The 25,278-nt window shown below is 71.8% G+C and carries 21 protein-coding genes; 15 read left to right on the forward strand and 6 right to left on the reverse strand.

What is annotated here, in order from left to right:
* The first annotated feature begins 6 nt into the window (after nt 1-6).
* From ACM9LD_RS15500 to ACM9LD_RS15525, 6 genes are read left to right on the forward strand one after another with little or no spacing between them, the layout of a single operon-like run.
* Nucleotides 7-1,203 (forward strand): hypothetical protein, encoded by a 1,197-nt coding sequence (locus tag ACM9LD_RS15500; protein ID WP_415677497.1) that lies wholly within the window; start codon nt 7-9, stop codon nt 1,201-1,203.
* Nucleotides 1,204-1,211: 8 nt separating this feature from the next.
* Complete coding sequence (locus tag ACM9LD_RS15505) at nt 1,212-2,366, forward strand: HpcH/HpaI aldolase/citrate lyase family protein (protein WP_415677561.1); 1,155 nt, start codon at nt 1,212-1,214, stop codon at nt 2,364-2,366.
* A complete protein-coding gene (locus tag ACM9LD_RS15510; RefSeq protein WP_415677498.1) occupies nt 2,366-3,601 on the forward strand; it encodes a phosphoribosyltransferase family protein in 1,236 nt (411 codons plus the stop codon). The genes ACM9LD_RS15505 and ACM9LD_RS15510 overlap by 1 nt, the downstream gene beginning before the upstream one ends.
* Nucleotides 3,598-4,722: a cysteine protease StiP family protein gene (locus ACM9LD_RS15515; RefSeq protein WP_415677499.1), complete on the forward strand. Its 1,125-nt coding sequence runs from the start codon at nt 3,598-3,600 to the stop codon at nt 4,720-4,722. Before ACM9LD_RS15510 ends, ACM9LD_RS15515 begins: the two co-directional genes overlap by 4 nt.
* Nucleotides 4,719-5,567 (forward strand): HAD family hydrolase, encoded by an 849-nt coding sequence (locus ACM9LD_RS15520; protein WP_415677500.1) that lies wholly within the window; start codon nt 4,719-4,721, stop codon nt 5,565-5,567. Before ACM9LD_RS15515 ends, ACM9LD_RS15520 begins: the two co-directional genes overlap by 4 nt.
* On the forward strand, nt 5,564-6,928 hold the full coding sequence (locus ACM9LD_RS15525; protein WP_415677501.1) for a TerD family protein: 1,365 nt from the start codon (nt 5,564-5,566) through the stop codon (nt 6,926-6,928). The genes ACM9LD_RS15520 and ACM9LD_RS15525 overlap by 4 nt, the downstream gene beginning before the upstream one ends.
* A gap of 63 nt (nt 6,929-6,991) precedes the next feature.
* On the opposite strand, the gene ACM9LD_RS15530 is transcribed toward ACM9LD_RS15525, so the two are convergent.
* Complete coding sequence (locus tag ACM9LD_RS15530; protein ID WP_415677502.1) at nt 6,992-8,974, reverse strand: OPT family oligopeptide transporter; 1,983 nt, start codon at nt 8,972-8,974, stop codon at nt 6,992-6,994.
* A gap of 126 nt (nt 8,975-9,100) precedes the next feature.
* Here ACM9LD_RS15530 and ACM9LD_RS15535 point away from each other — a divergent pair, with 126 nt between their 5' ends.
* The 5 genes from ACM9LD_RS15535 (at nt 9,101) to ACM9LD_RS15555 (ending at nt 14,902) form a co-directional block, all read left to right on the forward strand.
* Nucleotides 9,101-9,988: an LLM class flavin-dependent oxidoreductase gene (locus tag ACM9LD_RS15535; protein ID WP_415677503.1), complete on the forward strand. Its 888-nt coding sequence runs from the start codon at nt 9,101-9,103 to the stop codon at nt 9,986-9,988.
* A gap of 165 nt (nt 9,989-10,153) precedes the next feature.
* A complete protein-coding gene (locus tag ACM9LD_RS15540) occupies nt 10,154-12,220 on the forward strand; it encodes a PhoX family protein (protein WP_415677504.1) in 2,067 nt (688 codons plus the stop codon).
* Between the two features lie 82 nt (nt 12,221-12,302).
* Nucleotides 12,303-12,788: a MarR family winged helix-turn-helix transcriptional regulator gene (locus tag ACM9LD_RS15545; protein ID WP_415677505.1), complete on the forward strand. Its 486-nt coding sequence runs from the start codon at nt 12,303-12,305 to the stop codon at nt 12,786-12,788.
* A 74-nt stretch (nt 12,789-12,862) separates the two neighbouring features.
* Nucleotides 12,863-14,134 (forward strand): MFS transporter, encoded by a 1,272-nt coding sequence (locus ACM9LD_RS15550; RefSeq protein ID WP_415677506.1) that lies wholly within the window; start codon nt 12,863-12,865, stop codon nt 14,132-14,134.
* A gap of 84 nt (nt 14,135-14,218) precedes the next feature.
* Nucleotides 14,219-14,902, forward strand: coding sequence for an SDR family oxidoreductase (locus tag ACM9LD_RS15555; protein ID WP_415677507.1), 684 nt, complete (start codon nt 14,219-14,221; stop codon nt 14,900-14,902).
* Here the strand turns inward: ACM9LD_RS15555 and ACM9LD_RS15560 are convergent, their stop codons facing one another.
* Nucleotides 14,903-15,349 carry a hypothetical protein gene (locus ACM9LD_RS15560; RefSeq protein ID WP_415677508.1) on the reverse strand — a complete coding sequence of 149 codons (447 nt, stop codon included), beginning with the start codon at nt 15,347-15,349 and terminating at the stop codon, nt 14,903-14,905.
* 151 nt (nt 15,350-15,500) lie between these two features.
* Between ACM9LD_RS15560 and ACM9LD_RS15565 the strand changes: the two genes are divergently transcribed.
* The gene (locus ACM9LD_RS15565; protein WP_415677509.1) at nt 15,501-16,139 is read left to right on the forward strand and encodes an O-methyltransferase; all 639 of its coding nucleotides are present in this window, start codon (nt 15,501-15,503) and stop codon (nt 16,137-16,139) included.
* Here the strand turns inward: ACM9LD_RS15565 and ACM9LD_RS15570 are convergent, their stop codons facing one another.
* Nucleotides 16,140-17,321: a winged helix DNA-binding domain-containing protein gene (locus ACM9LD_RS15570; RefSeq protein WP_415677510.1), complete on the reverse strand. Its 1,182-nt coding sequence runs from the start codon at nt 17,319-17,321 to the stop codon at nt 16,140-16,142. It lies immediately after the preceding gene.
* Between the two features lie 123 nt (nt 17,322-17,444).
* Here ACM9LD_RS15570 and ACM9LD_RS15575 point away from each other — a divergent pair, with 123 nt between their 5' ends.
* Nucleotides 17,445-19,064: an HNH endonuclease signature motif containing protein gene (locus ACM9LD_RS15575; protein ID WP_415677511.1), complete on the forward strand. Its 1,620-nt coding sequence runs from the start codon at nt 17,445-17,447 to the stop codon at nt 19,062-19,064.
* A gap of 93 nt (nt 19,065-19,157) precedes the next feature.
* Here the strand turns inward: ACM9LD_RS15575 and ACM9LD_RS15580 are convergent, their stop codons facing one another.
* From ACM9LD_RS15580 to leuS, 3 genes are read right to left on the reverse strand one after another with little or no spacing between them, the layout of a single operon-like run.
* A complete protein-coding gene (locus ACM9LD_RS15580; protein ID WP_415677512.1) occupies nt 19,158-19,802 on the reverse strand; it encodes a maleylpyruvate isomerase family mycothiol-dependent enzyme in 645 nt (214 codons plus the stop codon).
* A complete protein-coding gene (locus tag ACM9LD_RS15585) occupies nt 19,799-20,842 on the reverse strand; it encodes a hypothetical protein (RefSeq protein WP_415677513.1) in 1,044 nt (347 codons plus the stop codon). Before ACM9LD_RS15585 ends, ACM9LD_RS15580 begins: the two co-directional genes overlap by 4 nt.
* A 15-nt stretch (nt 20,843-20,857) precedes the next feature.
* Complete coding sequence (gene leuS, locus ACM9LD_RS15590; RefSeq protein WP_415677514.1) at nt 20,858-23,707, reverse strand: leucine--tRNA ligase; 2,850 nt, start codon at nt 23,705-23,707, stop codon at nt 20,858-20,860.
* A 59-nt stretch (nt 23,708-23,766) separates the two neighbouring features.
* Here leuS and ACM9LD_RS15595 point away from each other — a divergent pair, with 59 nt between their 5' ends.
* The gene (locus ACM9LD_RS15595) at nt 23,767-24,240 is read left to right on the forward strand and encodes an SdpI family protein (RefSeq protein ID WP_415677515.1); all 474 of its coding nucleotides are present in this window, start codon (nt 23,767-23,769) and stop codon (nt 24,238-24,240) included.
* Nucleotides 24,241-24,243: 3 nt separating this feature from the next.
* On the forward strand, nt 24,244-25,233 hold the full coding sequence (locus ACM9LD_RS15600) for a bile acid:sodium symporter family protein (protein ID WP_415677516.1): 990 nt from the start codon (nt 24,244-24,246) through the stop codon (nt 25,231-25,233).
* The last annotated feature ends 45 nt before the right edge of the window (nt 25,234-25,278 follow it).

Consider the following 25,278-nt stretch of genomic DNA (forward strand, 5'->3'; position numbering starts at 1 on the left):
GAGATCGTGGCAGCGAATCCGTTCCGCAGGCTGTTCGGCGGGGACCCGGCAGGGACCCCGCCGAGCCCGCCCGCGGGCGGCGACACGGCGCTGACCAGTGCCTTCCTCGATGCGGATCGACGGTTCAGCTCCCTCGACGAGGACGTCCGCACGCTGTCGGCGCAGAACCCGAACGCGTCGGCCGTGCGGCAATGGCCCACGATCCGCGACCGGTTCGGCGGCGCCACCGAGCGGTACCTGTGGGCCAGCGGCAGCCAGTCCGGCACGCGGCCGCCCACGCCGCAGGACCGCGACGCCACCGCGCGCGAGCTGGCCGATCTGGTCTCCGTGCTGGACCGGTTCCACACCGACCACCAGCGGGCGCTCACCAACGCCCGCGGCGCACGGGCCAGCTCGGCCGCCCAGGAGCAGGCGGCCCGCGTGGCCGCCGAGCGCGCCACCGACCTGCTGGCGGCACCGTCGACCGCGCCCTACCTGACCCTGCGCCCCGTCGTCCGGGCCACCGACGGACTGGTCGAGGCGGTCCGGCAGCTGGACACCGCGCCGGACCTCGTCGCGCGCGACGCGGCCGCCCGGGCCGTGCAGGAGAAGGCCGCGGAGCTCACCGCCGCGGTCGAGGCCGCGCCCCGGATCGGCGACGACGCCCAGCGGTCCCTCGCCGCGGCGGGCACCCGCCTGCAGGCCGTCCGCAACCGGGCGAGCGACCTCGCGGACACCCGGTCAGCGCTGCTCCGCGAGTTCAGCGCGGCCTGCTCGGCCGATCTCGTCGACAACGACAAGGTGGCGGCGCGGGAGTCCGCCGCCGCGGAAGCCGCACTCGCGACCGCAGCGCGCCGCCTCCGCGAAGGCACGCCGGACCTCGCGCTCGAGGACGTGGGCACCGCCCGCGACCACCTCGACACCGCCGACGCCGCGGTGAACGCCGTCGGCGAGCGGCTCCGCACGCTGCGGTCCGCCAAGGCCGATCCCGCCGCGGTCGCCGCCCGCACCCGCTTCGCGCTCCGCGACGCGCAGCACCTCGCGGTGCAGAAGCAGCAGGTGCACCGCTGGGGCAGCGTGCTCGACGCGCAGCACGCCCGGATCGAGCGGGCCATCGCCGACCTCGAGCGGGTACACCCCGACTACTGGCAGTACCTGCAGACCCTGGCCGACATCGACCGGGTGATCGCCGACGCGGTCGACCGGATGCGGGGGCGGGCGTGACCGGCGCGCTGCACCACTTCGGCCAGCTGCCGGAGGAGGTACGCACCCGCCTGTTCCACCGCCCGCCGCAGCCCTTCGACCGCACCGCGCCGCGCGAGCAGCTCGCGCACGCCCTCGGCGCCACCCTGTACGTGCCGGCGACCCGCGCGGACCTCGCCGGGACCATCCGCCGGCGCCGGGACGACGGGGTGCTCTCGATGGTCATCGACCTCGAGGACGCCGTCGCCGACGATGCCGTCCACCTCGCGATCGACGCCGCCACCGCCGCGCTGGCGGAGCTCGCCGACGCCGCGGACCCGTTGCCGCTGCTCTTCATCCGGCCGCGCGCCACCGCCGAGACCGCCGAGCTGCTGGACCACCTGGGCGACGGTGCCCGCGCCCTCACCGGGGTCGTCCTGCCGAAGTTCACGGCCGCGGCGGGCGGCGCCGCCCTCGCCGCGATCGCCGACCGCGCACCGTCGCAGCAGCTCTACGCGATGCCCGTGCTCGAGACGCCCGAGATCGTCTACCGCGAGACGCGCGACGAGCAGCTCGCGGGCATCTCCGGGGTACTGCGCGAGCACCGGGAGCGGATCCTCGCGGTGCGAATCGGCGCCACCGACATGTCGGCGCTGTTCGGCATCCGCCGCGACCGCGACCTCACGATCTACGACGTGCACGTGGTGGCCGAGACCATTTCGGCGATCGTCAATCGCCTCGGCCGAGCGGACGGCAGCGGCTTCGTCGTGACCGGACCGGTGTGGGAGTACTTCGCCGACCACGAGCGCATGTTCCGGCCGCTGCTGCGCGCCACGCCCTTCGAGCGCAACCACGCCGCGCGGTTCCGGGAGCAGCTCGTGGGCCGCGACCTCGACGGGCTGCTGCGGGAGACGGCCCTCGACCGGGCGAACGGCCTGCACGGCAAGACGGTGATCCACCCCTCCCACGTGGCGGCGGTGCACGCGCTCTCGGCCGTGACCCACGAGGAGTACGAGGACGCCCTCGACATCGTCGGCGGCGACGCGGGCGGCGTGGAGGCCTCCAGCTACCGGAACAAGATGAACGAGATGAAACCGCACCGCAATTGGGCGCGGCAGACACTGATCCGCGCGGACGTCTTCGGGGTGACCCGGCCGGAGGTCGGCTTCGTCGACCTGCTGACCGCGCTGGTGGAAGGACGGTAATGGCGCCCATCCTGTGCGCGGACCTCGGCATGCACGTGCGCGGCGACGCGGAGCTCGCCGAGCTGATCGTGCCGGGCCTGCGCCGCAATCCGCGGCGCGCGCACCTGCTGGTCTCGACGGTCCTCGGCAAGCACGTCCCCGCCGACCCCGCCGCGGTGCGGGCGGCGGCGGATCGCCTCGCCGACCTGGTCGCGGAGCGCCTCGACGGCCCCTGCGTGGTCTTCGGCTTCGCGGAGACGGCGACGGGCCTGGGCCACTGCGTGGCGGCGCGCCTCGGCGCGGCGGTGTACCTGCAGTCCACGCGCCGCCCCGGCGCGATCACCCACGGCGAGTTCACCGAGGGGCACTCGCACGCGACCTCGCACCTGCTGCAGCCCACCTCGCCCGGCCTGCTCTCCGCCGCCGACACGCTGGTGCTCGTGGACGACGAGATCTCCACGGGCGCGACGGCTCTCGACTCGATCCGGGCGCTGCACGGCCTCGCGCCGCACCGCCGCTACGTGGTCGCTTCGCTCGTCGACCTGCGCGCGCCGGAGCACGTCGTCGACAACGAGCGCGTCGCCGCCGCGGCCGGGCTCGACGTCGCCTTCGTCGCGCTGGCGCGCGGCACCGTCGACCTGCCCGAGGGCCTGCCCGCGCGGGTCGCGGACCTGCCGGCGACCCCGTCTAATCCCCGCGTGCCGCACCCGGGCACAGTGCGGACGGTGCACGCGGCGTGGCCGCAGGACGTGCCCGACGGGGGCCGGCACGGCGTGCTCGCCGCCGACCAGCCGCGGCTCGAGGAGGCGGCCGCGGCGGTCGCTGCCGCGATCGCCCCCGAGTTGGACGACCGCCCCGTGATCGTGGTGGGCCACGAGGAGCTGATGTACCTGCCGCTGTGCACGGCGGAGTCGCTCGCCCGCACCGGCTTCCGGGTGCGCTTCCAGACCACCACCCGCTCCCCCGCCCTGGTCCGGGACGAGGACGGCTACCCGCTGCGCCGCGGCTTCGAGTTCCTCTCCCCCGAGCCGGACGAGGAGGCCCCGCGCCGGCATCTGTACAACGCCGCGTGGCCGGGGAAGGACGCGCGCATCGTCCTCGTCGCGGACTCCCCCGCCGACACCGACCGGCTGCGCGCCCCGGGCGGGCTGCTCGACGTGCTGACGGCCGCCGGGCACGACGTGCTCGCGGTGATCGTGCCCGCGTCGGACCAGGCCGCGCTCGCCGCGGCCCGCGCCGGGGCGGCGGCCCGATGACCGCCGCGACGCCGCCGCTGCGGGGACCGGGTTTCGGCTCGTACGCGCCCGACGAGGTGACCTGGCTGCTCAAGGACCTCTCCCACGTGGCGTTGGAGGCCGACATCGCCGAGCGGGAGCGCCGGATCCAGTCGGGCGAGGCGCATTACGCCGAATCGCTGCCCATCGAGTACCAGCCGAGCGCCGAGTACCGGGAGCTCTTCGACGCGGCGCTCGCCGCCTCCGCGCCGCGCCTGGCCGAGGCCGTGGGCACGGTGACGGAGCTCCTGCTGGCCGAGCGCGGCCGCGACCTGGTCCTGGTCTCACTCGCTCGCGCGGGCACCCCGATCGGGATCCTCATGCGGCGGTGGGCGCAGCGTTTCCACGGACTGGACCTGCCGCACTACGCCGTGTCGATCGTGCGCGGCCGCGGCATCGATCATGTGGCGCTCGATCACCTGGTCGCCCACCACGATCCGGCGTCGATCGTCTTCGTGGACGGCTGGACCGGCAAGGGCGCCATCACCCGCGAGCTGGCGGCGGCGCTCGACGAGTACGCCGCCGCCACCGGAACCCGGCTGAACCCGGACCTCGCGGTGCTCGCCGACCCCGGCCACTGCGTGCGCACCTTCGGCACCCGCGACGACTTCCTCATCGCCTCCGCGTGCCTCAATTCCACGGTCTCCGGGCTCGTCTCGCGCACCGTGCTCAACGCCGACCTGATCGGGCCGGCGGACTTCCACGGCGCCAAGTTCTACGCGGAGCTCGCCCCGTACGACGTCTCCGGCATCCTGCTCGACACCGTGACGGACGCCTTCGACGGTGCCGCCCCGGCCGCCCGCGCCGAGGCCACCCGCCTCGCCGCGGATCCGGCCGCGCGCGAACCGGACTGGTCCGGCTGGGCCACCGTCGAGCGGGTGTGCGCGGAGTACGGGGTCACGTCCGCGAACCTGGTGAAGCCGGGGATCGGCGAGACCACCCGGGTGCTGCTGCGCAGGGTCCCGTGGCGGGTGCTGCTGCGCGATCCCGACGATCCCGATCACCTGCACATCCGCCGCCTCGCCGCGGAGCGCGACGTGCCGGTGGAGATCGTGCCGGGCCTGGCGTACGCGTGCATCGGCCTGATCAAGGAGGACTCGTGACCGCCTTCGTCACCAGCGACCTCGACCGCACGCTGATCTTCTCGGAGGCCGCCGCGGGACCGGTGTTCGCCACCGCCGACCCGATCTGCGTGGAGATCTACCGCGACGCGCCGCTGTCGTACATGACCCCGGCCGCGCACGCGGGCCTCGCCGCGCTCGCCGCCGCGACCCCGGTGGTGCCCACCACGACCCGGACGCCCGAGCAGTACCGCCGGGTGCGGCTGCCGGGCGCGCCGTTCCGGTTCGCGATCTGCTCCAACGGCGGCGAGATCCTCGTCGACGGTGCGCCGGACCCGCAGTGGCAGGCCCATATCCGCGGTCTGCTCGCCGCGCTGCCCGCGGACCTCGACCGCATCGCGGCGCAGCTGGAGACGCGGCTCGCCCCGGAGTGGGGCGCGCGCCTGCGCCTGGTGCCGGGCCTGTTCGCCTACGTGGTGTCCGAGGTGCGCGTCCCCGCCGAGGTGGTCGACGAGTGGAGCGCGTACTGCGCGCCGCTCGGCTGGAGCATCTCGCAACAGGGTCGCAAGCTCTACACCATCCCGGAGCCGGTGACGAAGTCCCGTGCCGCCCTGGAGGTCCGGCGGCGCCTCGAGAACGCCGGCGCCCTCGACCCGGGCGCGCCCTGGCTCGCCGCCGGCGACGGCGCCCTCGACACCGACCTGCTCGCGGCGGCCGACGCGGCGATCCGCCCGCGGCACGGCGAGCTCCAGGAGCTCGGCTTCGCGCTCCCGCACCTGACCCTCACCGCCGGCGCCGGCATCGCGGCCGGCGGCGAGATCGTCGACTGGCTCACCCGCGCCGCCACCGCAGACCCCGTCCCCGATCCGATCAAGGAGATCCGATGACCGCACTGTCCAAGGGCCAGAACGGGCCGCTGCCCGCCGGCCCGGTCACCGTCACCGTCGAGCTGCCGGCCCCCGCGGACGTCTCCGCCCTGCTCGTGACCGAGTCCGGGAAGGTCCGCTCCGACGCCGACTTCGTCTTCTTCAACCAGCCCACCGGCCCCGGCGTGAGCCTGGCGAACGGCGCCCTCCGCATCGACGGCGCCGGCCTCCCCGCCGACATCGCGCAGGTGCGCGTCGCCATCACCCTCGACGACGCCTCCTCGTCCTTCGGGCGGTTCGGCGCGCCCGTCGCCCGCGTCGCCGACGGTGCGGGTGCCCCGCTGTACGAGTACGCGATCGACGGCCTGAGCAGCGAGTCCGTGGTGATCGCGGTGGAGATCTACCGGCGCGGCGCCGACTGGAAGGTGCGGGCCGTGGGGCAGGGCTACGCGGGCGGCTTCGCCGACCTCGTGCGCGACCACGGCGTCAGCGTCGACGACGCCCCCGCCGCACCGGCACCCGCCGCCTCGCCACCCCCGGCACCCGCGCCGCAGGCACCGTCGAACCCGGCTCCGCCTGCGCAGAGCCAGCCGTCTGCGGCGTCCGGCCAGCCGATCGACTACTTCGCGAGCGGGACGGCACCGTCGGCCCCGTCGGGCAGCGCCCCGATCGACTACTTCAACACCCCCGCGCCACAGCAGAACCCGGCCCCGCAGCCGCCGGCGCAGGAGCCCTTCACGCCGACGGCGCAGCTCGCGGGCCAGCAGCCGGCGGCCGGGTCGGGCGAGATCAGCCTGACCAAGAACAAGCGCGTCGACCTCACCAAGGGCCAGAAGGTGGTGCTGCGCAAGGACGGCGGCGTCCAGCTGACACGGATCGCAATGGGCCTCGGCTGGGACCCGGTGCGCAAGCAGGGCCTGTTCGGCTCGAAGGCCAAGGACATCGACCTGGACGCCTCGGTGGTGCTGTTCGCCGGGCAGCGGCCGGTGGACGTGGTGTACTTCGGCCAGTTGCAGTCGAAGGACGGCTCGATCCAGCACCTGGGCGACAACCTCACCGGCGCGGGCGACGGCGACGACGAGGTGGTGAACGTGAACCTGCCCGCGGTGACGCCGCAGGTCACGTCGCTGGTGTTCATCGTGAGCTCGTACCAGGGGCAGCGCTTCGACCAGGTGGACAACGCCTACTGCCGGCTCGTGGACTCGACGACGGGCGTCGAGCTGGCGCGGTTCGCGCTGGCCGGCGGCATGCCCTACACGGGGATCGTCATGTGCACGATCGCCCGCCAGGGCGGGGAGTGGAAGCTGCAGGCGATCGGCGAGTGCATCAACGCCAAGACACCCCGCGACGCCATCCCGCAGCTCGCGCCCTTCCTCGGCTGAAAACGTCTGTGGGATCGTGTCCGCTCAGCGAACACGATCCCACAGACGCCGGAACCGCCGGGGCTACGCGGGTTCCGCGGCGACCTTCTTGGTGCGGGCGTACAGCGCGACGCAGATCGCCGCGAACAGCGCGACGCCCAGCGCCTCGCCCCAGTGCAGCCAGCTCTCGCCGATGAAGGGCAGGGCCAGCGGCTCGTCCTTGTCGGTGGCGACGACGATGCCCGCGTAGATCACGCCGAACAGCGACTCGCCCACGATGAGGCCGGTCGCGAGCAGCGTGCCCAGCCGCTTGCGGCCCTCCGCCACCTCGCCGGTCGCGGAGCCGTCCGCCCACCGGTTGTAGAAGAAGCCCAGCAGGGCGCCGACGGGGATCATCAGCGTCACGCTCATGGGCAGGTACATGCCCATGCCCACGGCCAGCGGCGGCAGGCGGAACTTCGACGTGCGCGAGAGCACCTCGTCGATGAGGATGACGACGGCCCCGATGAGGGCGCCGAGACCGATGAGGCCCCAGTCGAGATCGCCGCCGAAGACGCCCTTCGACAAGCTCGCCAGCAGCGAGGCCTGCGGCGCCGCAAGGGCGTTCTCGCCCGCGTTGGGTGCCCCGACGAAGCCGAAGCCGTTCTGCAGCAGATCGAGCACCGGCGGGATGATGGCGGAGCCGAAGGCGACGCCGATCACGAGCGCCACCTGCTGCTTCCACGGCGTCGCCCCGACGAGCTGACCCGTTTTGAGGTCCTGCAGGTTGTCGTTGGAGATGGTGGCGATGCTGAAGATGATCGCCGCGGTGAACAGCGTGTACGCGATGAGCGCCGTAGCGGTATCGCCCTCCGACGGTCCCCAGACCGCGCGGATCAGCAGCGCCGCGGACAGCACGACGAGGATGCCGACGCCGGAGACGGGGCTGTTGGACGCACCGATGAGGCCGGCCATGTAGCCGCAGACGGACGCGACCACGAGGCCGAGGACCAGGATGTAGACGATGCTCAGCGTGATGATGCCGCCGGCCTGGCCCTCGAGTGCGGTGCCGTTGGTGAACGTCCACAGGAGCACGCCGATCGGCACCAGGGAGGCGATCACGATGGCCGCGACGTACGGGAAGGGCATGTCGCGCTCGGTGATATCGACGAGCTCGCCGTCGCGGCGCTTGCGGGAGGAGGCGATCGAGTCGGCGATACCGCGCAGCACCGGGCCGAGGATCTTGATCAGCGTCCACACGGCGGCGATGGCGATCGCGCCCGCGCCGATGAGGCGGACCTCGGTGCTGAACGCGGTCGAGATGACCTTGGTGATGCTGCCGGTGTCCGGCAGGTCGCCCGCGGTCCAGATCGGGAGGAGCACGAAGTAGGAGATGACGAGGCCGACGATCATCGCGAAGCCGACGGTCACGCCGACGAGGTGGCCGACGCCGATGAGCGCGAAGGACAGGCCGGGCACGAACAGGGTGCCGCCGTTACCGATCCGCAGGGTGGTCGACAGGCCCTCGGCGACCACCTTCATCTTGGCGAGCAGCGCGTAGCCCGCGGAGGCCAGCGAGCCCAGCACGATGAGGCCCAGGCCGCGCTTGTTCTCGCTGGCGCCCTCGGCGGTGTCGCCGACCTTGAGCACCTCCGCCGCCGCGACGCCCTCGGGGAAGGGCAGGTCGGAGCCCGTGACCAGGGCTCGGCGCAGCGGGATGGAGTACATGACGCCGAGCACGCCGCCGATCAGGCAGACCAGGGTGGTGGTCCAGTACGGGAAGTTCGCCCACCACCCGATCATCACGAGGCCCGGCAGGATGAAGACGATGGCCGAGAGGGTGCCCGCGGCCGACGCGATCGTCTGCACGATGTTGTTCTCGATGATGGAGTGGTTCGCGAAGTAGCGCAGCAGCGCCATCGAGATCACGGCCGCCGGGATCGACGTGGCGAAGGTCAGGCCGACCTTCAGGCCCAGGTACGCATTGGCTGCGGTGAAGACGAGCGTGATCAGACCGCCGAGGAGGACGGCACGGGTCGTGAACTCGCGGACGCCGGATTTCGGCGCGGCGGGTACCGGTGTGGACATGGATGTATCCCTTCTCAAGGACGTGGCCGGTTCGGCCGAACGTGAAAACCCTAGGTCCCAGCACGCCATCGCACGACTCGAACGCGCGAGGTCGTGCGTCGCGGTCACGAGTCGTAGGGTGGACGAGTGCGATTCGGAGTGGTGATCCTGCCCCAGTACCCGTGGCCCGAGGCGCGCCGGCGCTGGCGGAAGGCGGAGGAGCTCGGGTTCGATCACGCCTGGACCTACGACCACCTGTCGTGGCGGACCCTCGCGGATCAGCCCTGGGGCGCGACGGTCCCGCTGCTCACCGCGGCGGCCACCGCCACGGAGCGGATCCGGCTGGGTACCTTCGTCACCTCTCCCAACTTCCGCCACCCGGTGCCGTTCGCGAAGGACCTGGCCGGCGTCGACGAGATCGCGGCCGGCCGCCTCCTCCTGGGGATCGGCTCCGGCGGCACCGGATTCGACGCCTTCGTCCTGGGGCAGCCCGAGCTCACCCCGCGCGAGCGACACGACCGCTTCGTCGAGTTCACCCGCGACCTCGACGTGCTGCTCCGGTTCGAACAGGAGGGCCCCATCTCCTTCGACGGTCCGCTGTACCGGGCCGTCGACGCGCGCATGGTCGGGACGCCCGCGCAGGCGCCGCGCATGCCCTTCGTGCTCGCGGCCAACGGCCCGAAGGGCCTGCAGCTGGTGGCCGAGCAGGGCCAGGGCTGGGTCACCACCGGGCCCGACGGTGACGGCGGCGACGCCTGGTGGTCCCGCGTCGCCGGGCTGTCCCAACGGCTCGACGACGCGCTCGACGCCGCGGGGCGCGACCGGGGCACCGTCAACCGCTACCTGTCGATCGACTCGGGCGGCACGTACTCGCTGAGCTCTCCCGGCGCCGCCGACGACGCCGTGGGCCGCGCCGCGGAGCTCGGCTTCACCGACGTGATCCTGCACTGGCCCCGCGACGGCGAGCCCTACGAGGGCACCGAGGCCGCCCTCGACGCCTTCGCCGAGCGCCACCTCGCCAACGGCGGCCGCTGACCTCCGAGGGTCCGGCGCCGACCCGGGCGAATTATTTCCTGTGCACACCTAAATGTACTTTGAGCTTCCGTTACCGTGACTTTCCCTGACGCTCACGTCGCCCTGACACATTGACCGGGATTCAGCCACACAGATCCCGCTCAGCCTCAGTCTCAGGGAGACCCCATGCGCCTGCCCAACCTGCGCCTGCTCACCGATCACGACGGTAAGTCGGCCCGCTCGCACACCACCTGCAAGTACAAGTGCGGCAACCAGTGCTTCCGCGAGCACGACAACCAGTCCGACAACGAGTACTTCGGCGACATCACCCGGCGCACCGTGCTGCGCGGCGCGGGCGTGGCGGCGCTGGGCGCGGGCGCGGTCACCGTCCTCGCGGCGTGCGGCGACAACGGTTCCACCGGCGCCGGCGCCTCCTCGAGCGCGGCGGCGGGGAACGGCGCGCCGGCGGAGAACGTGAACGCCCCCGGCCTGAACTTCACCGCCATCACCCCGAACAAGGCCGACGCCGTCACGGTGCCCGAGGGCTACGAGCAGGCCGTCGTGATCCGCTGGGGCGATCCGGTGGTCCCGGGCGCGCCGCAGTTCGACTTCGACAACCAGACCCCCGAGGCGCAGGCGCAGCAGTTCGGCTTCAACAACGACTTCACGGATCTCATCGCCGTGGACGGCAAGCCGGACACCTTCCTCATGGTGTGCAACCAGGAGTACACGACCGGCACTGCGATGTTCAAGGGCTACAAGGAGGGCGACCCCACCGAGAACCAGGTGCGGGTCGAGATGGCCGCGCACGGCATCACCGTGGTCGAGGTCAAGGGCGAGCCCGGCTCGGGCAAGCTGACTCCCGTTCTGGGCGAGTACAACCGGCGCATCACCGCCTCGACGGAGTTCGAGCTGCGCGGTCCCGCCGCGGGCACCTTCTTCACCCGCACCGCCGCGGACCCCACCGGCACCCGCGTGCTGGGCACCATCGCCAACTGCTCCGGCGGCATCACGCCGTGGGGCACCATGATCTCCGGCGAGGAGAACTACACCAACTACTTCTCGGGCGCCGAGACGCCGCCGCTGGACGGCCTCAAGGAGGGCTGGAAGCGGTACGGCGTGGGCAAGGACGAGGACGCCCACCACTGGATGAAGTACGAGGACCGGTTCGATCTGTCCAAGGAGCCCAACGAGATCAACCGCTTCGGCTACCTCGTGGAGGTCAACCCCCACGACCCGAAGTCCACGCCGATCAAGCACTCGGCCCTGGGCCGGATGAAGCGCGAGGGCGGCAACATCTACGTCACCCCGACCGGCGAGGTCGTGACCTACTGCGGCGACGACTCGAAGTTCGAGTACATCTACAAGTTCGTCAGCTCGCGGAAGATCCAGCCGGGCAAGGGCGCCGCGGCGATGGAGTCGAACATGCGGATCCTCGACGAGGGCACGCTGTACGTCGCCAAGTTCGAGGGCCAGCAGGTGGAGAACGGCAAGGTCCCCGAGGGCGGCTACAAGGGCACCGGGAAGTGGATCCCGTTGCTCACCACCAAGGCCGACGGCAGCGCCGAGTCGCACGTCGACGGGATGCCGGCCGAGAACGTCGCACTGTGGACCCGCGTCGCGGGCGACAAGGTGGGCGCCACCAAGATGGACCGCCCCGAGGACATCGAGCCGAACCCCAAGACCGGCAAGATCTACTGCGCGCTGACCAACAACAGCGACCGCGGTACCGAGGGCAAGGCGGGCATCGACACGCCGAACCCGCGCGTGAAGAACAAGAGCGGTCAGCTGCTCGAGATCACCGACAACCACACGGGCACCGATTTCTCCTGGGACCTGCTGCTGGTGTGCGGTGACCCCGCCGCCGCCGACACCTACTACGGCGGCTTCGACAAGACCAAGGTCTCGCGGATCAGCTGCCCCGACAACGTCACCTTCGACTCCCACGGCAACCTGTGGATCTCGACGGACGGCACGAACTCCACCTTCGACAGCAACGACGGCCTGTTCGGTGTCGTCCTGGAGGGCAAGGACCGCGGCCTGACCAAGCAGTTCCTCACGGTGCCCTTCGGCGCCGAGACCTGCGGCCCCGTCGTGCGCGACAACCGCGTGCTCGTCGCCGTGCAGCACCCGGGCGAGACGGACGACGCCACCGCCGACAAGCCCACCTCGCACTGGCCCGACGGCGGCTCCAGCCAGCCCCGTCCGTCGGTGGTCGCGGTGTGGAAGAAGTCGGGCAACATCGGGTCGTAGCCCCCTGCTCGTCCGGTCCGACGGTGCCGGGCTCGCCCACGGGCGGGCCCGGCACCGTCGCATTTGTGCCTAGTATCGGGGCATGAACTCCGTGTCCGATGCGCCCGGCGCACCGTCGACCCCGCCCTCCGACGCCGAGGTGGACGACCTCGCCGCGCGACTGCGGTCCCCGCTGCTGCAGCTCCACTTCCTCATGCGGCGGAACACGCCGGGACCGGATCTCACCCCGGCGCAGCAGTCCGCGCTGCAGAGCCTGCTGCGGCTCGGCCCCGTGCGGATGGGCGAGCTGGCGCGGTTCCTGCGGATCCGGCTGCCCTCCGCGACGAGCGCCGTCGACGGGCTCGAGCGCCTGGGGCTCGCGCAGCGCACCCCGGACCCGGACGACGGGCGCGCGGTCGTGGTGCAGCTCTCCGAGCACGGCGAGCAGCTGACCTCTGAGCTCATCGCGGCGCGCAACGCGGTCCTCGCCGAGCATCTGCACGAGCTGACGGACGAGGACCGGCGGAATCTGGACCAGGCGGTGCCCGCGCTGAACAAGCTCATCGACCGCTACCGGGACGGCGACTGAGGAATCGATCACACCGACTTGTCCTTAGCACAAGGCAATAGTTAGAATTTCGTAGTACCCCGAGAGGAGCTGCGATGACGACCACCGCCGAACGTACCCAGACAGAGCACGCGCACCCCAGCCTGCGCGACACCCTGTCCCATCAGCCCAAGGCGGTGTGGGTCACGGCCTTCGCCGCGGTGATCGCCTTCATGGGCATCGGCCTCGTCGATCCGATCCTGGTGTCCATCGCCGACTCCCTGCACGCGACGCCCAGCCAGACCACCCTGCTGTTCTCGTCCTACCTCGGCGTCCAGGTGGTCGCCATGCTGTTCATCGGCTGGTTCACCTCGATGTTCGGCGCGAAGCGCACCGTCATCGCGGGCCTGCTGCTCATCGTCATCGCCGCCGGGGCCTGCGCCCTGGCGAACTCGATCGGCGCCCTCGTCGCGTGGCGCGCCATCTGGGGCCTCGGCAACGCGCTGTTCATCGCGACCGCGCTGGCCGTGATCGTCGCCGCCGCCACCGGCGGCCAGCAGGGCGCGATCCTGCTCTACGAGGCCGCGCTCGGCGTGGGCCTGGCCGTCGGTCCGCTGCTCGGCGCCGTCCTCGGCGGCGTCTCCTGGCGCGGACCGTTCGCCGGCACCGCCGTCCTCATGCTGATCGGCGCCGTGCTGTGCGCGACGATGCTGAAGCCCGACGCGGCGGAGGCGAAGGAGAAGCGGCAGCGCGAGGGCACCGTCTCGCCGCTCGCCCCGCTCAAGGCGCTGCGCCAGCGCGGCCTGTTCCTCACCGGACTCGGCTCCGCCTTCTACACCGCGGCCTTCTTCACCATCCTCGCCTGGTCGCCGTTCGTGCTGCACCAGAGCGCCTACTTCGTCGGCGCCGTGTTCGTCGGCTGGGGCCTGCTCGTCGCCGTGAGCGGCGTGTGGCTCGCGCCGAAGGTCGCCGCCGCCCTCGGCGAGCGCACCGGCTCCATCGTGGCCGTGCTGGTCTACGGCGTGCTGCTGGTGGTCGCCGCCGTCGGCCACGAGAACGTCGCGGTGGTCGTCACCGTCGTCGTGCTCTCCGGCATCCCGTCGGGCGTGCTGAACACGCTGTTCACCGGCACGGCGATGTCGATCGCCGACGCGCCGCGCCCCGTCGCCAGCGCCGGCTACAACTTCCTGCGCTGGGCCGGTGGCGCCCTGGCCGCGACCTTCGTGGCGCACATCGCGAACTGGTTCGGCAGCGCCGCGGCCCCGTTCTACATCGGCGCGATCGCCTGCGTCGTCGCCGCCGTCATCCTGACCCAAGTGCGCGGCCGGAACGCCGATGCCCACGAGGTCCCGGCCGAGGCCGCCCTCGTCGGCGACGCGGAGTTCTGAGCGTTCGAGACCCGAGAACCCCGGCGGATCCCCAGGATTCGACCGGGGTTCTCCCGTGCGCGCGGCCTTCGGTAGCGTGGCCGCATGACCGACGACGCCCGCCCCCTCGCCCTCGTCACCGGCGCCTCCCGCGGGCTCGGCGCGCACATCGCGCGTGGGCTCGGCGGCTCCCACCGGCTCCTGCTCGGCGGCCGCCCCTCCCCCGCGCTCGACGGCCTCGTCGCCGAGTTCGACGGTGCCGCACCCTTTCCGGCCGACCTCACCGATCACTCCGCGGTCCGGGAACTCGTCGCACCGATCGACCGGCTCGACGTGCTCGTGCACAACGCCGGCGTCGGCCGCATCGGGCGGATCGAGGACACCCCCGCCGCCGACTGGCGGGAGATGTTCGAGGTCAACCTGCTCGCGGTCGTCGAGCTCACCCGCGCCCTGCTGCCCGCGCTGCGCGCCGCGGGCGGCCACGTGGTGCTGATCAACTCGGGCGCCGGCAAGCGCGCCAACCCCGGCTGGTCCGCCTACGCCGCGAGCAAGTTCGGGCTGACCGCCTTCGCCGAGGCGCTCCGCGCCGAGGAGCCCGCGCTGCGCGTGACCAGCGTCTTCCCCGGGCGGATCGACACGGAGATGCAGCAGGGCATCTTCGCCGCCGAGGGGCGCGAGTACGCGACCGAGGGCCTGCTCCGCCCGGAGACCGTCGCCCGCGCCGTCGTTCGGGCGATCGAGACCCCCGGCGACGCGCACCCCACCGAGATCGTGCTCCGGCCGCGCTGATCAGCGGACCAGGTACCGCCCCGTGCACACACGGGTCCAGTTGTCGTGCCACGGCACGGGCCCCGGGCCGTCGGCGACGTGCACGAGCACGCGGAACTCGACGTCCCCCGGTCCGGTTGCCGCCCGGAAGAAGGCCGCGTTGACGCCCTCGCCCCCGATGTGCCCCGTGGCGCCCGTCCGCAGGTTGCGCCAGTCCAGGGTGCCCGTCGCCTTGAAGGTGATCCCCGCCCAGAGCGGCCCGAAGTCGGCCCTCCCCGTGACGCCGACGCGGCCCGGGCCGTCGGCCGTGATCGTGGAGATGAGGCCGGGAACCCGGCACAGGGTGTCGGGGGCCGGCCCGGGGCCGGGTGCCGCGCCGGCGATACCCGCACCGGCGGCGACCGCAGCGGCGGCGGCGCAGACTGTGACCGCTCCCCGCGCCAGCGATCGGATGAGGTTGTGCTGCATGAGAACTCCTCGGGTGTGTGATCGGATCGGTCCCCCACCCGTGGCTTCAGTGCGACCGCGCTGTCCGCACGGCTGACGTTAGAACCGCACGCCAGGAATCGCAACGATCCGGGGTTGTCGACGCCGGGACGGTCGGCATAGAGTCGAACGCGTGAGCAGCGAGTCGTGGGCCGAGACGGACGACTACCTGGAGCGGACGGTGGCCGTCGACGCGGCCGCGTTCGAACCGATCCGCGTAGCGCAGGCCGAGGGCGGCCTGCCGGACATAGCCGTCTCCGGCACGCAGGGCAAGTTCCTCTACCTGCTGGCCTCGATCGCGGGCGCCGAGCGGATCCTCGAGATCGGCACGCTCGGCGGCTACAGCACCGCCTGGCTCGCGCGCGCCGTCGGGCCGTCGGGGTCGGTGATCACCCTGGAGTTCTCACCCGCGCACGCCGCCGTCGCGCGGGCCAGCCTCGACGAGGCCGGCCTGGGTGATCGCGTCGAGATCAAGGTCGGCGCCGCCCTCGATACCCTGCCCTTCCTCGAGGGCCCGTTCGGCCTCGTCTTCATCGATGCCGACAAAGCCAACAACCGCGCCTACCTCGATTGGGCTCTGCGGCTGAGCGTTCCGGGCACTGTCATCGTGATCGACAACGTGGTCCGCCGCCTGCAGGACGAGGGGCCCGACGCCGACGGAATCCGCGGCGCCCTCGAACGCCTCGGCACCGACCCGCGGCTGGACGCCACCGCGCTGCAGACCGTCGGGATCAAGGGCTGGGACGGCCTGGCGATCGCCGTCGTGCGCTGACTAGCTCCGATACGCGGGCAGGGTGATCGGCGACTTGTAGAGCGAGTTCACCCGCTCGCCCGCCAGCCACTCCTGCAGCCGCGCGGCCTCCGCGTCGAGGGCCTTCCGCGCCGCGCGAGGCGTGCCCGGCGCCAGCACCAGCCCGACGGCGCCGTCGTCGTCCTGCGTGTAGGCCCCGACGATGCGACCGTCCCACCAGGCGGTGGTCCCGGCGTTGCCGGCGGCGTCGTAGATCGCCGTGGCGAAGCCCGGCTCGAGGTAGAAGGCGCGTTCCTTCCAGCCCATCGGCGTGGGATCGAGTGCGGGGAGGAGCGCGGCCCAGGGCTCCACGGGGTCCTCCGGGTCCACGTCGTCGTGCAGCACCCAGCCGGTGCCGTCGCGCTCCAATTCCACCGGGACCGCACCGATCTCGGCGAGCGCGGCGCGGATCGCCGTCTTGGTGGCGCCGAACCACCACACCACGTCGGTCTCCGTGGCCGGGCCGAAGGCGCGCAGGTACTCACGCACCAGAATCGCGTACGCCTCGGCGGGTTCGGTACGCACGGCCGGCTCCCCGAGCCACTCGTCGGCGCGGGACCACAGGTTCCGGTTCACGCGCCAGTGGCTCTCGTTGTGGGCGCGCACCAGCTCGCCCGCCGCGCCGAGCCAGGTGAGAACCCTGGGCGCCAAGTGCATCTCGCCGCCGTACTTCTTGCCCTCCGACATCATCACCTTGCCATCGAGCTCGGGCACCTGCTCACGGAGCCGCACGGCGCTGAGCTCGCAGCCGCGGAGGGCGTCGAGGACCGCTGCGCGCGCCTGCGCGAGCCAGACCTCGCCATCAGCGGCGATGCCGCCGCGGACCGCGTCCTTGGCGATCTTCGCGTGCTCCTGGGCCGCGACGCGGTCCGACGGGCCGCTCAGCGCCGGGCCGTACAGCTCGCGCGGGAAGACGAACATGGTGCGGCGCATGGCGAGCTGCTTGACGAGCGAGCGCTCCTCCCAGAGTTCGCGCTCGTACTCGTCACGGGCGAAATCGTGCATCCGCGCGTGCACCGACAGGTACGGCGTCGCCGGCTCCGTGGCGTGCAGGACACCGACGGCGCGCACCGCGTCCAGGACGGAATCGGTGCGATGCCGCGGCGCGAGGGCGTGGCGGCGGGCCATGCGAGCGCGGCGCTCCGCATCGTCGATCAGGCGCATCCGGCGCTCCCCTCATCCGAGGACTCCAGGCTAAGGCATCGTCACCCCGTCGGAAGCATGTTCGAGACTATTGCCCTCTCTCGCACATGCGCGTAGGATTGCAGTAGCGAAGGGAGGCGGCTCATGATCGATTCCGGCACTGCGGCTGAGTATCTCGATGCGCTCGCCTCCTTCGAACAGGCTGCCGACCGCTTGGCCGCGATGAACCCCGTCATGCTGTCCTCGCAGGAGGTCCTCGGCAGCCTCCGGCGCCTCGAGCGCGCCGCGCGCACGGTCTCCAGCAGCCAGTACTGGCTCACCGAGGTGGCCATCGAGCAGGACCTGCCGGCCCAGCTCGGCTACACGGGCGCCAAGGAGCTTCTGGTCGATCAGCTGTGCCTGGCGGGCGTCGAGGCGCGGGATCGGATCCGTGGTGCTCGGTCGCGCGCGCCGCGGCAGGAACGCGGGCACGCCCCCGAGCCGCGCCTGCCCCTCGTCGCCGCCGCCCAGCGCGCGGGCACGCTGTCCGAACGGCACGCCCTGGCGATCGAGAAGGCCTTCGACACCTGCTCCCCCAAGCTCTCCCATCCCGACCTGCACGATCTGGAGGACATGCTGGTCACCGCCGCCGTCGGCGGGTGCACGCCGGAGGACGTCGTACTCCTAGGCCGGCGTGCGTACGAGCTCCTCGACTCCGACGGTGCCGAACCCTCCGCGGAGGACGTCGCCCGCAAGCGCGAGATGACCGTCGGCAAGCAGGGTGACGACCTCATGTCCGCGCTCGGCGGGGTTCTTTCACCGGAGGCCCGCGCGCTGATGGACACGATGCTGGAGAAGCTCGCCCGGCCCGGCGTGAACAACCCGGCGGACGCGGAGCACCCCGTCGACATCGACGATGCCGAAGCCGTCGCGGAGGCTGCGAAGCGGGACCGCCGGAGCGCGGGGCAACGCAACCACGACGCGTTCGTCGCGGCGCTCCGGATCGTGATCGGTTCGGGCGCGCTCGGGCAGCACCGCGGGATGCCGTGCGTCCCGATCATCACCCTGGGGATCGATCAGCTCGAGTCCGAGACCGGCATCGCCACCACCGCCACCGGTGGTCGGCTGCCCGTCGGGGACGCGCTGCGAATGATGGGCGCCAACCCCAAGTACGTTCTGCTGCTGGATGTCGCGTCGCGCCCGCTGTACCTCGGCCGCGAGAAGCGCCTGGCGTCCGCGGACCAGCGCATCGCCCTCTACGGATCCGAGCGGGGCTGCAGCGCGCCCCGGTGCGATGCGCCCGCCACCCGCTGCCAGGTGCACCACACGATCGAGTGGCGGGACGGGGGCGCCACCGACATCACGGTGCTGACCCTGGCCTGCGATGCCCACCACGGCAAGGTGGTCCCCAGTGACGACGAGGTGCGCCGCGGATTCGAGACCGTCACGCTGCCCGAGGGCGACGAGTGCGCCGGCCGCACCGGATGGCGCCGCACCGGCGACCCCACCGGCGAGTACCGCGTGAACCACTCGCACCACGCGGAGGAGCTCTACCGGCTGGCGCAGGAGCACCACCGCCAACGACACCAGCAGTACGCCGACGAGTGGCGCGCGCAGGACGAACGCGCCCTCTACCGCGACTTCGTGGGCACCATCCACGACGACATCGCCGCGATGCTGGACGGGCCGAATGGCCCGCCGCTGCTGGAGGACCTGCTCTCCGACCACGACGCCGACAACCATTGGCGCGAGGATCCGCCGTGGCAGCTCGCTGTCGTGGCATGACCCGAGGTGTCATTCGCCGACGGCTCAGGCGCGCCGGCGCAGCGCATGGCGGGTCAGCACATCGGGGCCGTCGGCTCCGTGCACGGGGCGGGCTCAGCGCGTACCGAGGGCTCCCAGGTTCCGGGTGAATCGACCCAGGCCCGGCCCGGTCAACTCATCCAGGACGACGGTGCGGCCGCCCATGGCGAGCAGCAACGCCTCCGCCGAACCGTGCACCTCCGGGCCACGACCGAAGGACCAGTCGAGGTCGTCGGCGACGAGGCGCACTCCCCTGCCGCGGACCGCACCCCGCACAGGCGGCGCCCAGAGTGCGAAGTTCAGCGCCGGCAGGATGCGCTTCCCGGGGATCGTCCGCGGCAGGTTCAGCGGCCGGCGCACGTCCTGCTGGTGGATCATGCCGTCCAGCAGGGAGATACGGCAGCCGAACCCGGAGGTCAGTCCCGTGGGCCGCTGGTGTGCGCGGAGGGCGGACACGATGTTGCCGGTGGTGAGCCCGGCGAGCTCCGCGAGACGCGCATCGTTCGACGAACTGCCAGGATGCGCGCGGCCGGTGACCATGCGCTGCAGCGTCTCCCGCCCCGTCAACAGGTCGTAACTGATGTGATGCAGCACCACGTCCCGGACGCTCCACCCCGCACACAGGCTGGGCGCACGCCACTGCGCTTCCGTGAAGCCCTCCACGAGGTCGAGCAGGCTGCGCCGCTCCTCGGTCGCGAGGTCCGCCAGGGATCCGATCACGGGTTCCCCTCCTCCTCGGCGTGCCACAGGTCGTCGTCCCGATCCTTGACGAAGATCCGGCCGCGAGGTTCCACTTCGACGACATCCGTGAGCCAGAAGGTGTCGCCCGGCGCCCACCCCGCGATCACCGAGTGCACCCCCGGCTCCACCTCGATCGCGGTGCCACTCGCCGCCAGATACGCCCCGACCTGCAGGTGCACCGCGTCGTACTCCGCTGCTACTGATCGCCAATCAGGCATCACCCAGCGAGTGTCGGCGAGACCGGTGGTGATCCGCCAGTCCGAGGATCGGTCGTTCGTGACGTCCAGCTGATGACGTCGACAGAGCCGCGCCCACGCCTCACCGGAGTCGATCTCGAACACTCGTGAACGCGAGGACGTCACTGGGTGAACCGCCGCCCGCTGCTGCCCAAACCCGTCCTCAACGAGGAACAGGCCGCTCGGCTCTCCGTCCGGGGAGGGACATGTTCGGACCAGTCCGACCGGCGGCATCGACCACCACCCACTTCTGTAACCGGGCCGCTCGCTCGGCCGACGAGGACGGAACGCATCGGCGAGGATCGCCGCCGCCCGCAAATCCGAGTCCAGGGCACCCACCTCACTGAAGGGCAGGAAACGCACCTCGTACTGATGCTCCGACATCGGTGCGGTCCACCATCGGGTCTCCGGCAACGCCGCGATCCGTTGCGCGATCTCTCGCAGGTCCGACGCGAGCAGAGGTATCGAGCCCACGAGTTCTTCGTCACGGGGGTCCTGCCAGTACACGGCGTTGTCAACGGTGTGCTCCAGCGCTCGGCGCACCGCGGTGCTATCGATGACCTCCGGTTCGGCGAGCGCGACAGCGAGGGCGCGAACGGACTGGGCTTGAGCATCGGTGAGCACGCGGTCGCTCGCGGCCGTGTACCAGGGCCCGCCCGTATCGGTCAGTGGGTCGAGCTCAAGATCCCACAGAAGGCGCCATGCCGAAAACGGAAGGCCGGCGAACACACACAGTGCTCGCCCGCGGGGGCCGGCCATGAGCTGCTCGGCGAGCGCCTGCATGGCCGGACTCACCTGTTACGGAACGATGTTGACGAGCTTGCCGGACACGACGATGACCTTGCGCGGCGCGCCGTCGAGCAGCTCGGCGATCTTCGGATCCGCCAGGGCGGCGGCCTCGAGCGCCTCGTCGGAGGCGTCGGCGCCCACGGTGATCCGCGCGCGGACCTTGCCCTTGACCTGCACCGGGATCTCGACGGTGTCCTGCACCAGCCACTGGCCCTCGGCCACAGGGAAGGGGCCGTGCGCCAGCGACTCGGCGTGTCCCAGCCGGCTCCACAGCTCCTCCGCGATGTGCGGGGCGACGGGAGCGAGCATGAGCGTCAGCGGCTCGGCGAGCGAGCGCGGTGCGCCGCCGGGGTACTCCTTGGTGAGGTGGTTGGTCAGCTCGATCAGCTTGGCGATGGCGGTGTTGTCGCGCATCTCCGCGTAGTCCTCGCGGACGCCGGCGATCGTCTTGTGCAGCACCCGCATCGAGTCGTCGGACGGGGTCTCGTCGGTGACGCGGACGGCACCGGTCTCCTCGTCGATCACCGCGCGCCAGGCGCGCTGCAGGAAGCGCTGCGCGCCCACGACGTCCTTCGTCGCCCACGCGCGGTCCTGGTCCAGCGGACCCATGGACATCTCGTAGACGCGCAGGGTGTCGGCGCCGTAGTCGCGGGCGATGTCGTCCGGAGCGACGGAGTTCTTCAGGGACTTGCCCATCTTGCCGTACTCGCGGTTCACCTCCTGCTCGCCCAGGAAGAACTTCCCGTCGCGCTCCACGACGTCCTCCGCGGGCACGTAGACGCCGCGGGAGTCGGTGTAGGCGAAGGCCTGAATCATGCCCTGGTTGAACAGCTTCCGGTACGGCTCGCGCGAGGTCACGTAGCCCAGGTCGAAGAGCACCTTGTGCCAGAAGCGCGCGTACAGCAGGTGCAGCACTGCGTGCTCCACGCCGCCGACGTAGAGGTCCACGCCGCCGGGATCGCCCGCGCCGTTGACCTCGGGCCGCGGGCCCATCCAGTAGGCCTCGTTCTCCTTGGCGCAGAAGGCCTCCGCGTTCGTGGGGTCCACGTAGCGCAGCTGATACCAGGAGCTACCGGCCCACTGCGGCATGACGTTCGCGTCGCGGGTGTAGTCCTGCAGGCCGTCGCCGAGGTCCAGCTCGACGTTCAGCCAGTCGGCGGCCTTCGCCAGCGGGGGAGAGGGCTGCGAGTCCGAGTCCTCCGGATCGAAGGCGACGGGCGCGTAGTCCTCGACCTCCGGGAGCAGCACGGCCAGCTGGGATTCCGGCAGGGCGTGCGGCGCACCGTCGGCGTCGAAGACGATGGGGAAGGGCTCGCCCCAGTACCGCTGGCGCGCGAACAGCCAGTCGCGCAGCTTGTACTGCACGGTGCCCCGGCCCGCGCCGGTCTTCTCCAGGTACGCGATGACGGCGGCCTTCGCCTCCGCGACGGCCAGACCGTTGATGTCCAGGTCGGCGTTCGCCGAGTTCACCGCGGGGCCCTCGCCGATGTAGGCCTCGTCCGCGACGCCGGCCTCGCTGCCCACCACCTCGACGATGGGCAGGCCGAACTTCGTGGCGAACTCGTGGTCGCGCACGTCGTGGCCGGGGACTGCCATGATCGCGCCGGTGCCGTAGCCCATCAGCACGTAGTCGCCGATGAAGACGGGGATCTCGGCGCCGCTCAGCGGGTTCACCGCGAAGGTGCCCAGGAAGACGCCCGTCTTCTCCTTGCCCTCCTGGCGCTCCAGATCGGACTTGGCGGCGATCGACGCGCGGTACGCGGCCACGGCCTCGGCGGGGGAGCCGGCGCCGCCGGTCCAGCGCTCGTCCGCCCCGGCGGGCCAGGCGTCGGCGGTCAGCTGATCGACCAGCGGATGCTCGGGGGAGAGCACCATGTAGGTGGCGCCGAACAGGGTGTCGGGGCGGGTGGTGAAGACCTCGATCCGCTCACCGGCGGCGGTGAAGGCCACGCGGGCGCCGCGGCTGCGTCCGATCCAGTTGCGCTGCATGGACTTGACCTTCTCGGGCCAGTCCAGCACATCCAGGTCGTCGATCAGGCGGTCCGAGTAGGCGGTGATCCGCATCATCCACTGCCGCAGCTGTTTGCGGTACACGGGGAAGTTGCCGCGCTCGCTGCGACCGTCGGCGGTGACCTCCTCGTTGGCGAGCACGGTGCCCAGTCCGGGGCACCAGTTCACCAGTGAGTTGCTCTCGTAGACCAGGCGGTGATCGTCGAGCACGGCGGCGCGCTCGGCCATCGTCAGGCCCGACCACTCCCGGCCGTCGTCCAAAGCCCGGACGCCCGAAGCGAACTCGGCCTCCAGCTCTGCGATCGGCCGCGCGCGGTCCTGGGCGGCGTCGTACCAGGCGTTGTAGATCTGCAGGAAGATCCACTGCGTCCAGTGGTAGAACTCCGGGTCCGTGGTGGAGACGCGGCGCCGCTCGTCGTGAGCCAGGCCCAGCGACCCGATCTGCTCCAGGTACCGCTGGATGTTCTTCTCGGTGGTCACGCGCGGGTGCGTGCCGGTCTGCACCGCGTACTGCTCGGCGGGCAGGCCGAAGGCGTCGAAGCCCATTGTGTGCAGGACGTTGGCGCCGTTCATCCGGTGGTAGCGGCCGAAGACGTCCGTCGCGATGAAGCCGAGCGGGTGCCCCACGTGCAGGCCCGCGCCGGAGGGGTACGGGAACATGTCGAGGATGAACAGCTTCTCCGCGGGGAGGGCACCGTCGCCCCGGAGCGGGCCGACGGGGTTCGGGGCGTTGAACACGCCGCCGTCGCGCCACTGATCGCGCCACCGCTGCTCGATGGCGCCCGCGAGCTCGGCCGTGTACCGGTGGGCCGGGGCGGTCGAGGTGGTCTGTTCCACGTTCTGGGTCACCCCACCAGCCTAAAACCTCCCCGGAACAGGGCGAAATCCGGCCGAACTACACTGGAGGCGTGTTCGTGCTGGTTGTGATCCTCGCCCTGGCCGCCGTGGCGGCCGTCGTCGTGGGCGGCGCCGGGCTCGCCGGCCGCCTCCCGGAGAACGGCATCGTGGGGGTCCGTACGGAGCAAACCCTCTCCGACCCGCTGCTCTGGCGCACCGCGAACCGCGTGGCCGGGCCCGGTCTCGTGGCCGCGGGCGTCATCTTCGGCGGTGGCGCCCTCATCGGCCTGGCGATGGACGCCCCGTGGTCGTACGTCGCGGTCGTCGTCGCCGTGGTCGCGGGCCTGTTCCTCGCCGGCTTCGGCGCGCTCCAGGGCGCGCGCGCCGCGTCGATTCAGGCGCGCCTGCAGATGCCCGAGGCCACGTGCTGCAGCGCCGACGACGAGGCACCGTCGGACGACCCCGCGGCGGATTGCGGCGTGACCGGCGGCTGCGGCGCGTGTGCCCTCAAGGGCATGTGCGACCACGAGGCGCGGCCCGCCTAGCCGATGCGGAACCTCCTCGGCAAGCTCTCGATCGACGGCTTCATCCTCGCGATCTTCGCCGCCGTCGGCCTCGCCGCCGTGTTCCCGGCGGAGGGGCGCGCGGTCCCGGTGGTCGACGGTGCCGTCACCGTCGCGATCGCGGTCCTGTTCTTCCTGTACGGGGCGCGGATCCATCCGATGGAGGCGCTGGCCGGCCTCAAGCACTGGCGCCTGCACGTCGTGATCCTGGGCTTCACGTTCGTGGTCTTCCCGATCATCGGGGTTCTGCTGCGCTTCGCGCCGGAGGTGCTGCTGCGGCCCGAGCTGTACGCGGGCGTGCTGTTCCTGACGCTGCTGCCGTCGACGGTGCAGTCGTCGATCGCCTTCACCTCGATCGCGGGCGGCAACGTGCCGGGCGCGATCGTGAGCGCCTCGGTCTCCAACCTGCTCGGCGTCTTCATCACGCCGCTGTTGGTGCTCGCGCTGATGGCGACCACCGGCGAGGTGCAGTTCCACAGCAGCTCGATCATCGACCTGTGCCTGCAGCTGCTGCTGCCCTTCCTCCTCGGCCAGCTGCTGCGGCCCTGGGTGGGGGAGTTCGTGGCGAAGCACGCCGCCGCGCTGAAGTACGTCGACCGCGGCTCGATCGTGCTCGTGGTCTACTCCGCCTTCTCCGCCGGCATGCGCGAGCACATCTGGAGCCAGGTCTCCTGGGTGGGCGTGGTGCAGCTGATCGTGCTGTCCGTCGTGCTCGTGGTGCTGATGCTGTGGCTCACCCGGACCACCGCCGAGAAGCTCGGCTTCGACCGCGCCGACATGATCGCGATCCAGTTCTGCGGCACGAAGAAGTCCATGGCCACCGGACTGCCGATGGCGGCCGTCCTGTTCGCCGGACAGCCCGTCGGCCTGCTGGTGCTGCCGCTGATGATCTTCCACCAGATCCAGCTGATGATGTGCGCGTGGCTCGCTGCGAAGTACGGGCGCGAGTTGGAGCCGGAGACCGTGTCGGCCTGATCGGTCCGCCCCACCGTCGCGCCGCGTACGCTGCCCGTGAAGCGG

The sequence above is a fragment of the Tsukamurella hominis genome (assembly GCF_965137015.1).
Lineage (GTDB): Bacteria > Actinomycetota > Actinomycetes > Mycobacteriales > Mycobacteriaceae > Tsukamurella > Tsukamurella hominis.

What these genes read in the sequence shown, in the direction of transcription:
- ACM9LD_RS15515 (WP_415677499.1), top strand. Translation starts at nt 3,598, where the DNA reads ATGACCGCCGCGACGCCGCCGCTGCGGGGACCGGGTTTCGGCTCGTAC.
- ACM9LD_RS15575 (WP_415677511.1), top strand. Translation starts at nt 17,445, where the DNA reads ATGATCGATTCCGGCACTGCGGCTGAGTATCTCGATGCGCTCGCCTCC.
- ACM9LD_RS15560 (WP_415677508.1), bottom strand. Translation starts at nt 15,349, where the DNA reads ATGCAGCACAACCTCATCCGATCGCTGGCGCGGGGAGCGGTCACAGTC.
- ACM9LD_RS15600 (WP_415677516.1), top strand. Translation starts at nt 24,244, where the DNA reads ATGCGGAACCTCCTCGGCAAGCTCTCGATCGACGGCTTCATCCTCGCG.
- ACM9LD_RS15525 (WP_415677501.1), top strand. Translation starts at nt 5,564, where the DNA reads ATGACCGCACTGTCCAAGGGCCAGAACGGGCCGCTGCCCGCCGGCCCG.
- ACM9LD_RS15555 (WP_415677507.1), top strand. Translation starts at nt 14,219, where the DNA reads ATGACCGACGACGCCCGCCCCCTCGCCCTCGTCACCGGCGCCTCCCGC.
- ACM9LD_RS15540 (WP_415677504.1), top strand. Translation starts at nt 10,154, where the DNA reads ATGCGCCTGCCCAACCTGCGCCTGCTCACCGATCACGACGGTAAGTCG.
- ACM9LD_RS15570 (WP_415677510.1), bottom strand. Translation starts at nt 17,321, where the DNA reads ATGCGCCTGATCGACGATGCGGAGCGCCGCGCTCGCATGGCCCGCCGC.
- ACM9LD_RS15530 (WP_415677502.1), bottom strand. Translation starts at nt 8,974, where the DNA reads ATGTCCACACCGGTACCCGCCGCGCCGAAATCCGGCGTCCGCGAGTTC.
- ACM9LD_RS15550 (WP_415677506.1), top strand. Translation starts at nt 12,863, where the DNA reads ATGACGACCACCGCCGAACGTACCCAGACAGAGCACGCGCACCCCAGC.
- ACM9LD_RS15545 (WP_415677505.1), top strand. Translation starts at nt 12,303, where the DNA reads ATGAACTCCGTGTCCGATGCGCCCGGCGCACCGTCGACCCCGCCCTCC.
- ACM9LD_RS15510 (WP_415677498.1), top strand. Translation starts at nt 2,366, where the DNA reads ATGGCGCCCATCCTGTGCGCGGACCTCGGCATGCACGTGCGCGGCGAC.
- ACM9LD_RS15585 (WP_415677513.1), bottom strand. Translation starts at nt 20,842, where the DNA reads ATGCAGGCGCTCGCCGAGCAGCTCATGGCCGGCCCCCGCGGGCGAGCA.